This is a genomic window from Arenimonas oryziterrae DSM 21050 = YC6267, assembly GCF_000420545.1.
Classification (GTDB): domain Bacteria; phylum Pseudomonadota; class Gammaproteobacteria; order Xanthomonadales; family Xanthomonadaceae; genus Arenimonas; species Arenimonas oryziterrae.
Genome location: NZ_ATVD01000003.1, coordinates 532,177 through 545,126, shown reverse-complemented (window position 1 = coordinate 545,126; position 12,950 = coordinate 532,177). Strand labels below are relative to the sequence as shown.

Genomic DNA, 12,950 nt, shown 5'->3' with positions numbered 1-12,950 from the left:
CCGGCGGGCTCAGTTTCCGCGCTTGAGACGGATCAGGGCCGACGTGTCTTCCTCGCCGAAGCCCTGCTGCATCAATTCGCCATAGTCGGCCAGCGACTGGTCGATGACCGTGGCGCGGATGCCGGCCTGCGCCGCCATCTCGCGCACGATCTTGAGATCCTTGTGCAACAGCGCGGACTTGAATCCCGGCGCGAAGTTGCTGGCGAGCATGGTCGCGCCACGCTTGTCGAGAAACCAGTTGCCAGCCGCGCCGGCGGCGAGCGTGGGCACCAGCAGCTCCGGCGCGAGGCCAAGCTTTTCGCCGAGCGCGAGGCCTTCGCACACGGCCTGTGCGATGCCCGCGACCAGCACCTGGTTCACCGCCTTCGTGGCTTGCCCGGCGCCGCTCGGCCCCATATGCGTGATGCGCAGCGCATAAGCTTCCAGCGCGGGACGTGCCTTGTCGAGATCGGCGGCGTCGCCGCCGACCATGATCGACAGCTTGCCGTTGCGCGCGCCTTCGACGCCGCCCGACACCGGCGCATCGAGAAAGCCGATGCCGTGATCGTGCAGCCATGCGGCAGCCTGCTTGGCAGTATCGGCCGAAACGGTGGAATGATCGACGACCACACTACCGGGTCGGAGCACGCCAGCGAGCGCACGCACGTTCTCGAGCACATCGGCGTCGGCAGACACGCAAAGCATGACGGCGTCGCACTCGGCGAAGTCGGCCGCCGTGCTGGCCGCGCGCACGCCTGTGGTTTCGGCAAACGCCTGCGCGCGCGCCACGCTGCGATTGCCGACCACGGACAGCAGTCCTCGCGCGTGCAAATGACCGGCCATGGAATGGCCCATGGCGCCCAACCCGATAAATCCGACATGCATGGTGTCTGTCTCTGAGAGTGGCCGGTTGATGGCGCCTATTCGTGCGGCGTTTCGTGCAGGTAGGTGTAACCGGTCAGCCCCGCTTCGAGCGCGGCGAGCATCGCGGCCGATTCGGCCGCCGGCAGCTGCGCCGCCTCGACCTTGGCGCGATACGCCGCGCGCAGATCGTCGAGCGCATAGCCGACGTAATCGAGCATGACGTCGGTCGTGTCGCCCTTGCGCTGACGCAGCAGGGTGTAGCTGCCGTCGGCATTCATGCGTACGTTCGCGGTGTCGGTGTCGCCGAACAGGTTGTGGATGTCGCCCAGGGTTTCCTGGTACGCGCCAACCAGGAAGATGCCGAGGCGGTAGCTTTCGCCGCGGCGCAGGCTGTGCATCGGCAGCGAGGAATCCAGGGCTTCGGATTCGACATACGTATCGATGCGGCCATCGGAATCGCAGGTCAGGTCGGCGATCACGCCGCGACGATCCGGCACCTCGTCCAGACGCGCGATCGGCACGATCGGAAACACCTGATCGATCGCCCAGACGTCCGGGATCGATTCGAACACCGAGAAATTCACGAAATACTTGTCGACGAGGCGTTCGTTGAGCTCGTCGAGCACGTCGCGATGACTCTTTTCCTCACCGGTCAGGCGCGCGCGCACGCCGTGCGCGATGGCGTAGAAAAGATCGTCGAGCTGCGCGCGCTGCGCCAGCGACAACTGGCCGAGCGCGTACAGCGCCTGGCCTTCGGCGAGCGCGTGCTGCGCCTCCAGATACAGCTCCAGCGCCGGACGCTTGTCCAGGTCCGCATGCGTCTCGCGCAGATGGCGCAGAACCGCCGGCTCGCCCGACTGCGGCGCGGGCACGGCGCCCTCCGGCGCCCGCTCGACTTCCGACACGTTCACCACCATCACCGCATGGTGCGCGGTCATCGCGCGGCCGGCTTCGGTGATCATGCGCGGCGGCGGCAAGTTGAATTCGGCGCAGGCTTCGGCCAGCGGCTGCACGAGCGTGTGCGCGAACTGGTCGAGGCCGTAGTTGATCGAGCAGTACCCGCGCGAACGCGTGCCTTCGTAGTCCACGCCCAGGCCGCCACCGGAATCCATGTAGCGGATGCCGCAGCCGAGCTTGGACAGTTCGACGAAATAGCGCACCGCTTCGCGCATGCCATTGGCGATGTCGCGCACATTGGAGATCTGCGAGCCCATGTGGAAATGCAGCAGCTGCAGCGCATCGAGCATGTCGGCAGCGCGCAGTTTTTCGACCAGGTCGAGCACCTGGCGCGGCGACAGTCCGAATTTGGCCTTGTCGCCGCCGCTGTTCTGCCACTTGCCGGCACCGAGTGAGGCCAGGCGCATGCGCACGCCCAGGCCCGGCTGCACGCCGAGCGCCTTGGACTCTTCGAGGATGATCGCCAGCTCCGAGGGTTTTTCGACGACCAGGAAAGTCTGCAGACCGAGCTTGCGCGCGATCAGGGCCAGACGAATGAACTCGCGATCCTTGTAGCCGTTGCATACGACGACCGAGCCGGGCTTGGCCAGCCCGAGCACCGCCATGAGCTCGGGCTTGGAGCCCGCCTCCAGACCGAAGCCTTCGCCGCCTTGCGCGGCGAGCTCGCCAGCCACGCCGTAGTGCTGGTTGACCTTGATCGGGTACACGGCGGTGTAGCCGCCGGTGTAGTTCAGTTCGGTCATCGCCTTGTGGAAGGCCGCCTGCATCTTGCGCAGCCGGTCGCCGAGGATGTCGGAGAAACGCAGCAACAAGGGCAGCTTCAGACCGGCCGCGGTGGCCAGGTCGAGGATATCCGGCAGCGGCAAGGCCGCGCCCTCGGCACCGTGCGGCAACGCGCACATGCGACCCGACGCGTCGACGTCGAAATAACCATCGGCCCAGTAGGGGATGGAATAGGTGTGGCGGGCGCGGTCGAGGGACCAGGCGGGCATCGGCGGCAATCCTGAGCGTGGCGAACGAGGCGCAATTGTAACGCCCTTGCCGCCCGGGGCTTCAGGTGGAGAGACCGGCCAGGCGGGCAGCGGGTCGCTCGCAAAGACCCGTGCGCCGGAGCGCGGGTAGAATGGCGGCCTTGCCAGCCACTTTCGGGAGCCGCACATGGAAAACAGTTCACAGAATTGGCTGTACGAGAACTTCGATCACACCGGCTCGGCCTTCGGCCTGCGCATCACGCGCAAACTCGACGAGGTGCAGTCGCCGTTCCAGAAGATCGAGATCTACGAAAGCCGCGACTGGGGCAATGTGATGCTCATCGACGGCGCGATGATGGTGACCACGCGCGACAACTTCTTCTATCACGAGATGATGGCGCACGCGCCGCTGTTCACCCACCCCGATCCCAAGCACGTGGTCATCATCGGCGGCGGCGATTGCGGCACCCTGCGCGAAGTGCTGCGCCATCCGGGCGTGCGCACGGCGGTTCAATGCGACATCGATGAACAGGTCACGCGCATGGCCGAGCTGTACTTCCCGGAACTGTGCGAGTCCAACAACGATTCGCGCGCGACCGTGATGTTCGACGACGGCATCGCCTACATGGCCAATGCCGCGCCCGGCTCGATCGACGTGATCATCGTCGACTCGACCGATCCGGTCGGTCCGGCTGAAGGTCTGTTCAATCGCGCCTTCTACGAGAACTGCCTCAAGGCTCTGCGCCCCGACGGTCTGCTGGTGCAGCAGAGCGAATCACCGCTGGCGCTGATGCACCTGATCCAGGACATGCGCGGTGCGATGCGCGACGCCGGTTTCCAGAGTTTCCGCACGCTGCCGTTTCCGCAGCCCTGCTATCCGACCGGCTGGTGGAGCGGCACGATCGCCAGCAAGACCGCGCGCGATCTCACCGCCTTCCGCGAGGAAGATGCCGCGGCCGCCGCGAGCAAGTTCGGCTGCCGCTACTACAACGCCGGCGTGCATCGCGGCGCGCTGGCGATGCCGGGCTTGATGCAGGAAGCGCTGGGCGACTGAGCCGCGATCATCGTAAACAAAGAAGGGCGCGGATTTCTCCGCGCCCTTTTTCTTGCGCGTGCAGCAGCATTATTTGACTTCGAAATCCTTGCTCTGCACGACCGTGCCGTCGAGCGAGATCTCGACCTTGTACTTGCCGGCCGGCCAGCCATCGGGCTTGCTGATCTGGAAGTTGGTCACGCCCGGTCCAGCGAAGCTGAAGGACTTGGGCTCTTCGCTGACGACCTGACCATCCTGATACGTCCACTTGGCGTTAAGCGTGCCGGCGACGGTGGCAGCCGGATCGCTGGTAGTGGTGGCGACCGAGGCAGTGATCGTGTCCTTCGGGGCGAAGGTCGTGCCCGAAGCAGCGATCTTGCCGTCGGCGCCAACCGAACTGCCGAGATCGACGCTCACCACCGATACGGTGGGCGCGACGGGCGGCGGTGGCGGTGCGGGCTCCATCGGGGCCGGCGGCGGCGGGGGCGGCGGCGGGGCTTCGGCCTTCTTGCATGCCGAAAGCATCATCGTACCGGCCAGTACCGAGACAAACAGGGTGCGGCTGAGATTGCGATTCATGGGTTTCTCCTGGAATTCGGGAACGAGATCATCGACGCGACGCGGCTTACTCGGCCGACGGAATCTTCAGCACCTGACCGGGCTTGATCTTGTCAGGATCATCGAGCTGGTCGCGATTGGCCTCGAAGATGGCGTGCCATTTGCTCGCCTTGCCGTAGAACTCCTTGGCGATGTGCGACAGCGTGTCGCCCTTGACCACGGTGTAGGTGCGCTCGCCGGTACTGCCGCCGCCTTCGAGCGGCTGTTCGGTCGACGTGACGGTGGTGCGCACATTGCTGAAATCAGCTTTCGCCTGTTCGGTGCTGGTGACGGTGCTCTGGACGTTCGAAAAATCGGGTTTCTTCGGGGGCGTGGTCATGGCGGGGTCTCCCGGACGATGGGGTCCGAGGGCCACCTTAGCGGGTATTTTTCACCGGCGAATTAAGGTTTTGCTAATTGCGCGCGACCTGTTCATGTCGCCAGGTTTGCGGCGGCGCAACAAGAAGAAGGCCCCGCGAACGCGGGGCTTTCCGGGTGCAACCGACGCCGGCCCTCAGAGCGCGTCGCCGTCGAGCTCGCCGGTCCGGATGCGCATGACCCGCTCGAGCTCGTAGACGAAGATCTTGCCGTCGCCGATCTTGCCGGTATTGGCCGCGTTCTGGATCGCCTCGACGACGCGATCGAGCTGGTCGGTCGTCACCGCAACCTCGAGCTTGATCTTCGGCAGGAAGTCCACGACATATTCCGCGCCGCGATAAAGCTCGGTATGACCTTTCTGCCGACCAAAGCCCTTGACCTCGGTGACGGTGACGCCGGTGACGCCGACCTCGCTCAGGGCTTCGCGGACATCGTCGAGCTTGAACGGCTTGATGATCGCCATGACCATTTTCATTGGGCAGCTCCTGAAGGCTTAAAGGTTGTAGCCACGTTCGTTGTGCAGGGCCAGGTCGAGACCTTCGGTCTCTTCGTCCGGCGCCACGCGCAAGCCGATCGTCCAGTCGATCAGCTTGAGCAGCACGAGGCTGACCACGGCAGTGTAAAGGATGGTGAAGCCGACGCCCTGCGCCTGCTTCCACAACTGGTCGGCGACATCGGTGACCGACCCGAAACCGCCAAGCGCCGGCGCCGCGAACACGCCGGTGAGCAAAGCGCCGACGATGCCGCCAACCGCATGCACGCCGAACACGTCGAGGGAATCGTCGTAGCCGAGGGCGCGCTTGAGCGACGTGGCGCTGAGGAAACAGATCACGCCCGCCGCCAGACCGATGACCAGCGCACCGGCCGGGCCGGCGGTGCCCGAGGCGGGAGTGATCGCAACCAGACCCGCGACCGCGCCCGAGGCGATGCCGAGCACACTGGGTTTGCGATGCGTCAGCCACTCGATGAACATCCAGCCCAGCGCCGCGCTCGCCGTGGCGACCTGCGTGACCAGCATGGCCATGCCGGCCGTGCCGTTCGCCGCAACCGCCGAACCGGCGTTGAACCCGAACCAGCCGACCCACAGCATGCTCGCGCCGACCAGGGTGTAGCCGAGGTTATGCGGCGGCATCGCCGTGTTCGGATAGCCCTTGCGCTTGCCCAGCACCAGCGCCGCGACCAGACCGGCGATACCGGCGTTGATGTGCACGACGGTGCCGCCCGCGAAGTCGAGCACGCCCCAGTCCCAGAGCAGGCCGCCATCGCCGCTCCAGACCATGTGCGCGATCGGCGCATACACCAGGGTGAACCACAGGCCCATGAACAGCAGCATCGCGGAGAATTTCATGCGCTCGGCGAACGCACCGACGATCAGCGCCGGCGTGATGATCGCGAAGGTCATCTGGAAGGTGATGAAGACGCTTTCGGGAATCGTCAGCGTCAGACTGGCCGGTGTCAGCCCGGCGAGAAAGGCTTTGTTCAATCCACCGACGAACGAATGCAGGTTGACCACGCCCTTGGCCATGCCGGTCGTGTCGAACACCAGGCTGTAGCCGTACAGAACCCAGAGCACGCTGACCAGGCCGGTGATCGCAAAACACTGCATCAGTACCGACAGCACGTTCTTGGTGCGCACCATGCCGCCGTAGAACAGGGCCAGGCCCGGGATCGTCATGAACAGCACGAGCACGGTCGCCACGATCATCCAGGCAGTGTCGCCGGTGTCGGCCACGGCTGGCGCGGCGGCCCAGGCCGGAAGAGGCAGGGCGAGGACCGCCAGCGCGGCCAGTCGGGTCAGGGCAGGTCGGTTCATGGCAGCCTCCGGGAAAGATGACCGGACTGTTGCGCGATGACGAACGATTGATTGCTCACGCCGATCATGGTTCGATATGGGCCCCTCGCCGGCGGCGGATTTTTCGGCGGGAACACAGGTAGGCAACGCCCTACCGGCCGGATCGGCGTCTGCCGACGTTGTTCCGGCGATCACGCGGCGAGACTGCCGGCGTCCACCGGAGAAACGTCCCATGATCGACCTCAAAACCATCGACGACCTCGCCCGCCGCCTCACCAGTCTGGTGCCGCCGGGACTGAAAGACGCGCGCGCCGATCTCGAGCAGAACATGAAGGCCACGCTGCAGGCCGGCCTGGGCAAACTCGATCTGGTCACGCGCGAGGAATTCGAAGTGCAGCGTGCCGTGCTGCTGCGCACGCGCGAGAAGATCGACGCGCTCGAGCGCACGCTCGCCGTGCTCGAAGCGCGGCTGGCCGCGCAAGACAGCCCCAGCAACTAAGCGGCGAGCCACCGATGTCCCTGGCGCTGGCGCATAGCCGCGCCCGCACGGGCGTGCACGCGCCGCCGGTGCGGGTGGAGGTGTATCTGTCGCCCGGTTTGCCGATCATCCAGATCGTCGGCCTGCCGGAAGCGGCCGTGCGCGAAAGCCGCGATCGCGTGCGCGCGGCGATCCAGTGCTCGCAACTGGACATGCCGAACCGGCGCATGATCATCAATCTCGCGCCGGCCGATCTGCCGAAGGAAGGCGGGCGCTTCGATCTGCCGATCGCCCTGGCCTTGCTCGCCGCGAGCGGCGACGTCAACGTCGAGGCCCTGGGCCGCTGCGAACTGCTCGGCGAACTGGCCCTGACCGGCGAACTGCGCATGGTCGACGGCGTATTGCCGGCCGCGCTGGCCGCCGCGCGCGCCGGTCGTGCCCTGATCGTTCCGGCCGGCAACGGCGAGGAAGCCGCACTCGCCAGCGGCGCGCAGACTTATGTCGCGCGTACCTTGCTCGAGGTGGTCGCGCACCTCAATGGCCAGAAGTCGTTGCCGCTGGCACAGACCAATCCCGCGGCCTGGCTCACGCCGGCGTATCCCGATCTGGCCGAGGTCCGCGGTCAGTTCCAGGCACGGCGCGCACTGGAAATCGCCGCGGCGGGCGCACACCACCTGTTGCTGATCGGACCCCCAGGCTGCGGCAAGACCTTGCTCGCCTCGCGACTGCCGGGCCTGCTGCCCGAGCCCAGCGAAGCCGAGGCGCTGGAAAGCGCCGCGATCGCCTCGGTGTCCGGGCGCGGCCTGGATCTCGCGCGCTGGCGCGTGCGCGGGTTTCGCTCGCCGCATCACACCGCGAGCGGCGTCGCCCTGGTCGGCGGCGGTGCAGAACCGCGCCCCGGAGAAATCTCCCTCGCGCATCACGGCGTGCTTTTTCTCGACGAGCTCAGCCAATGGTCGCGGCGCACGCTGGACGTGCTGCGCGAACCGATGGAGTCGGGCGTGATCACGATTTCCCGGGCGGCCGGCACCGCCGAATTTCCCGCGCAGTTCCAGCTCGTCGCGGCGATGAATCCCTGCCCCTGCGGCTGGGCCGGCGATCCGTCCGGCCGCTGTCGCTGTGCGCTGGATGTCGTGCAGCGCTACCGCGGCCGCTTGTCGGGCCCCCTGCTCGACCGCATCGACCTGCAACTGAACGTCCCGCGCCTGGCTGCGCACGAAATGCGCGCCGACGCGCCACGCGGAGAATCCACGGCCAGCGTGCGTGCACGCGTGCTCGCCGCGCGCGACCGGCAGCAGCAGCGCAACGGCACGACCAATGCCCGGCTCTCGCAGGCGCAGGTCGAACGACATTGCCGTCTGTCAGCCGACGACCAGAACCTGCTCGAACGTGCGATGGAGGTCCTGCAACTCACGGCGCGCGCGACCCAACGCATCTTGCGCGTTGCGCGCACGATCGCCGATCTCGAGGACAGCGCCGCGATCACGACGACGCAGCTGACCGAAGCGATCGGCTACCGGCAGCTCGACCGTGGTCTGTCACCGACCGGCGGCGACTGAGTCAAGCGTCGAGACGACCGTTGGGATCGAGTTCGCCCACGACGATCTGCTCGGCGCGCGGGCCGAAGCCATTGATAAGCACCGGACCCTCGGTCACGCCATCCAGCCCCAGCACCTGCTCGATGACTTCGTCATTGATCGCGCCGGTGACGAAGGCACCGTGGCCCATCTCGGTCGCGGTCAGGTAGAGGTTCTGCGACAAATGGCCGGCGTCGAGCTGCACGACTTTCCAGGCCTTGGCATGGCGCTGGTACTTCCAGAAATTGCGATCGAAGCGCGCCGTCATCAGCACCAGCACCGGCGCGTTGGCGAACCAAGTCTGGCCGGCCACCAACCGAAGGGCAAGGCTCGCCCACCCGCCGGGAGGAGTCGCGTCCCACCCACTTGGATCCGCCGCATCCAACCCACTCGGATCCGTCGCAGCCATCGCACCGTCGCCAGGCCCCACGTCCCCCGCAGACAGGGGCTCCAACGCATGCGCGACCGCGTGATAGTGATAAAGCCCGGGCGCGAGCCCCTCGACGCGCTGCGCCAGCACATACGCTTCGACCGGATGCAGGCCGCCGCCAGACGGACTATTTTTCTTCAGCGCGACCGCTCCCGGAGCGAGCTCCTGGCGGCCTTGCTCACCGAACACCCGGTGCAGCAGATCGGCGAGCTGCGCCAGCGGAACCACGCCGTCCGCCGCGAAATTCCGGCATGTCACGCGTCGTGCGAGCAAATCGTCGAGCGCCGTCTTGCGCGGTGGCGGCAAGCTCAGCCGGTGCGCGACATCGCCTCGCGCATGGGTTTCGGCGGGGGCCGGGCCGTGCGCAGCGACCATGTCGGCAATTGTTTCGCGCGGATGTTCCTGCACATCGACGCCGCGCCAGCGACCGAAGGCCTGCATCGCGGCCGCGAGCGGCCACCAGCCGGCAGCCTGCATCTGCCGCGCACGCGCGCGCAGACGCTGATGCGGCACCGACTCGCCCAGCAACAGGCCGGCCGCGAGCAGGCGGTCGATGCGTTCGGGCGCATGCCCGCGTTCGAGCTCGGCGCGCGGCACCGGATCCTCGCAGCCGACCGCTTCGAGCAGGCGCAGATCGTCGCCGTCGAGTTCGTGCTCCTCGGCCAGCGGCGCGGCCAGCGCGACCCAGCGGCCGCGCGTAACCGCACCGCTGCCGCCGCCGAGCAGGTCGTCCAGCGAGAAGGCGACGTCCTCACGACGCTCGACGAACAGATAGGGACAGCGATGGATGAGCATGAGGTTCCCGGCAGGCCGCACGCCATGCGTGTCGGTCGCATTATCGGGGCGCGCTGTGCCGATGGCCAACCGGCCCATCCTTCGCCGTTTGGTGCTTCCCGGTCGCGGCGCTATGCTCGGCGGGCTGCATCCATCACTACAGGGGACCCCGATGAGCAACAACCTCTCGCCCAAAGTCGTCGACGCCTTGCTCGACAAGTTGTCGAGCGACGACGATTTCCGAGCGCTGTTCCAGAAGAATCCGCGTGCGGCCTTGCGTCAGGTCGGCCACGTCACGCCGGAAGAAGACCGCGATGTCCGCGGCGCCGACCCGGTCCTGTGCTGCTACAACCTGCATGGCCTGGCCGACAAGGAAACGATCAAGCAGGGCCGCTCGCGCATCCACGCCGCGCTGGTCGCTCCGCCGAAACCGCAGGCCGTGTTCGACCTGTGCGCGACGCAATCTAAGGCTTGAGTTTGGCCAGCCGCCCGGCGACGAAGCCGGGCGGTTGCGGCCACGCGCGCAGGAACTGCGCGCGCCGGGTTTTCGCCAGTGCGACATCGCCCTGCGCCTGCGCGATCTCCGCGGCCGACAGCAGAGCCAGCGAGCTCTGCACGACATTGACCGGCTGCAGCAGGTATTCGCTGCCCCACTCCACGAACGCACGACCGCGATGGTCCGCCAGCCAGTCGGCCTCGCGCGCGGCATCCGCGGGCGACTTCGCCTGCAGATAGGCGCGCAGCAGCACCGCGTGCACCAGATTGAGTTCGCTACCGTCCAGCGTCGGCACCAGGGCCGCGATCGCGCGTTCGGGCTGATGTTCGCTTAGCGCGAGCTCGGCATCGACGACTCGTGTCATGTTGGCGAGCGCGGGATAGCCGCTGTCCAGCGCCGGCTGACGCAGTTGCGTGAGCACCCGCCGCGCCGTCGCGGTATCACCCAGGCGCGCGGCCAGGGACGCGCCGTACAAGGCGGCGAACAGGCCGTGCTGGCGCTCGGGATGATCGGTCTGCAGCGCGATCAGGCGTTCGGTCTCGATGAAGCGCTGCACGTCGGGCAGGACGCCGCTCGCGCCTTCTTCGACCCGCAGGCCCAGTTCCGCGCCGGCGTACACGCGCGCCAGCATCGGCGCACTTTGCAGCGCTTGTTTCTGCAAGGCGCCCAACGCGTCCAGACCCGCGCGCCACTCGCCACGATCGAGCCGGTAGGTTGCTTCGGGCAGGCGCATTTCCAGATCGGCGCCGGCCAGGCCGGTTGCATCCTGCTTGTGCAGCACGGCGTCGGCATCGACATAGCGGCGCTGCGCCGCGAACAGGTCGGCATGATCGCGATTAAAGCCGCGACCGCCCAGGCTTTCGTACTTGTCGAACGCGACCTGCGCGTCCTTGTAGCGGCCCAGCGCGAGATTCATCTTGCCGATGAGGTACATCGTCGACGCCTGCCGCGGATTCTGGCTGCTCACCGCCGGACGCAGGCTGGCCAGGGCCGCCTCGTAGCGCTGCAGCGAATACGCCTGCACGTTCGCCGCTTCCAGGTACGCGGTGAACGCGTCCGGATACATGCGCGCGTAGGTGTTCCAGTGTTCGAGCAGCGACTCAGGCGGGCCGGACTCGGCGGCGCGCGCATCGAGAATCAGGGACTCGCGGTTGCTCAGGCGCGCGCGGTACCGCTGCGCCATCGCCAGATCGGCTTTTGCCGCCGCGTAGTCGCTGTTGACCAGATGCAGTTTGGCGCGGCTCGAATACGCGAGCGCGAACTGCGGATCCTTGGCCAGGGCCAGATCGAGCAGACGCCGGGCTTCCTGCAGCTTGGACTGCCGCGCCGCTTCGTTGGCCTGCGAATACATCTGCAGCGCGTCGATGTCCGGTGTGGTCACCTGCGCCAGCGGCTTGCCGTTGGCGCGGATGTCGCCGAGCGCTTCGCCGAGTTTTTCGCGCAGGTCGCTGTTGACCTCGTCGATCGAGGCCAGCGCCGAGTCCTGCCCGTGGCCTTCGGCGGATTCGGCGTAGACCGTGACCTGGGTATTGGGATCGACGACCTCGAGGTTCACGCGCAGCTGCCCACCGACTTCGGTGATCGACGGCAACAGCAGGGCGCGCGCGCCTTCGCGCAGGGCGATCTCGCTGCCGATACCGCGATCGATCGTCGTCTGCGGATCGCGACCCATGCGCGTGAGCGCGTCGCGCACCTTGATGTCCGATACCAGGTTCACGTAGCGCGACTGTTCCAGGCTCACGCGCAGCGCCGTTTCCAGCGATTCGTCCAGGCGCGGATCGTCGGTGAAATTGTTCATGTCGCCGACCACGACCCAATCGCGTTCGTGGAAAGCCAGGGCCGGCGGACTGCGCAGGGTCGTGTACAAGGTGCCGCCGACCACGCCCAGCACGCACAGCACTTCCAGTGCGAGCATCGGCGGACGGCGCCAGAGCGGCACTTCGCGCCAGGACTTCTGGCCCGACGGCGGCAGACGCAAGGGCGAGAAGCCGGGTTCGCCGACCTCGTGCACGATCATCGGCGCGGGCACGCCCTTGAAACGATAGCGGCCATGCACCAGCCAGCGCAGTTTCGCCGCGCGCTCGCTGCCCAGTTCCGCCTGGGCGCGATAGGCCAGGGTCTGGGCCATGCCCGACATCAGGATCTGGCCGGGCGTGGCGAGATTCATCAGGCGCGCCGCGACCGGTTTGGCCAGACCTTCGACTTCCAGCGGCTTGGCGCCCGCAGCGACGGCCTGCGGCGAATTGGCCCAGGTCATGACGTCGCCGACATGGATGCCGATGCGCGCCTTGAGCTCCATCTTCAGCTCGGCCGCCGCGTCGTGCAGGGCGTGCTGGTAGCGCAGGGCGAAATCCACGGCCTGGACCGGTCGCTCGAACAGCGCGAGCAGGCCGTCGGCCTTGTCGATGAGCCGGCCGCCGGTGAATTCGAGCAAGTCGCGGATCTGCAGGTCCAGGCGCTGCCACAGTGCCGCCGCCGCCGCGTCGCCGAGGCGTTCGACGAACTGCGTGGAGTCGGCCAGGTCGGCCAGCAACACGGTGCGCAGCATCGGCGTTACCGACGCAGCGGCCGTTTGCGGGGGAAGGCTCGCTGGGGTATCCATGGCCTGCAGGTCAGTCGGCTTC

The 12,950-nt window shown here is 67.1% G+C and carries 12 protein-coding genes; 4 read left to right on the top strand and 8 right to left on the bottom strand.

The window, feature by feature from the left end:
- Positions 1–9: 9 nt before the first annotated feature.
- Together G467_RS0110790 and speA are read right to left on the bottom strand one after the other, a co-directional pair.
- On the bottom strand, positions 10–894 hold the full coding sequence (locus G467_RS0110790) for an NAD(P)-dependent oxidoreductase (RefSeq protein WP_281166674.1): 885 nt from the start codon (positions 892–894) through the stop codon (positions 10–12).
- A gap of 5 nt (positions 895–899) precedes the next feature.
- On the bottom strand, positions 900–2,792 hold the full coding sequence (gene speA / locus G467_RS0110785; RefSeq protein WP_022969756.1) for an arginine decarboxylase: 1,893 nt from the start codon (positions 2,790–2,792) through the stop codon (positions 900–902).
- Between the two features lie 166 nt (positions 2,793–2,958).
- Between speA and speE the strand changes: the two genes are divergently transcribed.
- Complete coding sequence (gene speE / locus G467_RS0110780) at positions 2,959–3,825, top strand: polyamine aminopropyltransferase (RefSeq protein ID WP_022969755.1); 867 nt, start codon at positions 2,959–2,961, stop codon at positions 3,823–3,825.
- 69 nt (positions 3,826–3,894) lie between these two features.
- Here speE and G467_RS0110775 read toward each other — a convergent pair whose 3' ends face one another.
- From G467_RS0110775 to G467_RS0110760, 4 genes are all read right to left on the bottom strand, one after another.
- Positions 3,895–4,383, bottom strand: coding sequence for a hypothetical protein (locus G467_RS0110775; protein WP_022969754.1), 489 nt, complete (start codon positions 4,381–4,383; stop codon positions 3,895–3,897).
- 46 nt (positions 4,384–4,429) lie between these two features.
- Positions 4,430–4,741: a LysM peptidoglycan-binding domain-containing protein gene (locus tag G467_RS0110770; RefSeq protein ID WP_022969753.1), complete on the bottom strand. Its 312-nt coding sequence runs from the start codon at positions 4,739–4,741 to the stop codon at positions 4,430–4,432.
- Positions 4,742–4,915: 174 nt separating this feature from the next.
- The gene (glnK, locus tag G467_RS0110765) at positions 4,916–5,254 is read right to left on the bottom strand and encodes a P-II family nitrogen regulator (protein ID WP_022969752.1); all 339 of its coding nucleotides are present in this window, start codon (positions 5,252–5,254) and stop codon (positions 4,916–4,918) included.
- 18 nt (positions 5,255–5,272) lie between these two features.
- Entirely contained in the window at positions 5,273–6,592 is a 1,320-nt protein-coding gene (locus G467_RS0110760; protein WP_022969751.1) for an ammonium transporter, read from the bottom strand.
- A 211-nt stretch (positions 6,593–6,803) separates the two neighbouring features.
- On the opposite strand from G467_RS0110760, the gene ubiK reads away from it, so the two are divergent.
- Both ubiK and G467_RS0110750 read left to right on the top strand, forming a co-directional pair.
- On the top strand, positions 6,804–7,070 hold the full coding sequence (ubiK, locus tag G467_RS0110755; RefSeq protein ID WP_022969750.1) for a ubiquinone biosynthesis accessory factor UbiK: 267 nt from the start codon (positions 6,804–6,806) through the stop codon (positions 7,068–7,070).
- A 14-nt stretch (positions 7,071–7,084) separates the two neighbouring features.
- Positions 7,085–8,608: a YifB family Mg chelatase-like AAA ATPase gene (locus tag G467_RS0110750; RefSeq protein ID WP_022969749.1), complete on the top strand. Its 1,524-nt coding sequence runs from the start codon at positions 7,085–7,087 to the stop codon at positions 8,606–8,608.
- Position 8,609: 1 nt separating this feature from the next.
- On the opposite strand, the gene G467_RS16400 is transcribed toward G467_RS0110750, so the two are convergent.
- On the bottom strand, positions 8,610–9,851 hold the full coding sequence (locus tag G467_RS16400; protein WP_022969748.1) for a putative peptide maturation dehydrogenase: 1,242 nt from the start codon (positions 9,849–9,851) through the stop codon (positions 8,610–8,612).
- 151 nt (positions 9,852–10,002) lie between these two features.
- Here G467_RS16400 and G467_RS16395 point away from each other — a divergent pair, with 151 nt between their 5' ends.
- Positions 10,003–10,305: an NHLP-related RiPP peptide gene (locus G467_RS16395; RefSeq protein WP_022969747.1), complete on the top strand. Its 303-nt coding sequence runs from the start codon at positions 10,003–10,005 to the stop codon at positions 10,303–10,305.
- On the opposite strand, the gene G467_RS0110735 is transcribed toward G467_RS16395, so the two are convergent.
- Positions 10,295–12,874, bottom strand: a complete 2,580-nt coding sequence (locus tag G467_RS0110735; RefSeq protein ID WP_162140753.1) for a putative peptide modification system cyclase — start codon at positions 12,872–12,874, stop codon at positions 10,295–10,297. The two genes, G467_RS16395 and G467_RS0110735, sit on opposite strands and share 11 nt — an antisense overlap.
- Positions 12,875–12,950: the final 76 nt, after the last annotated feature.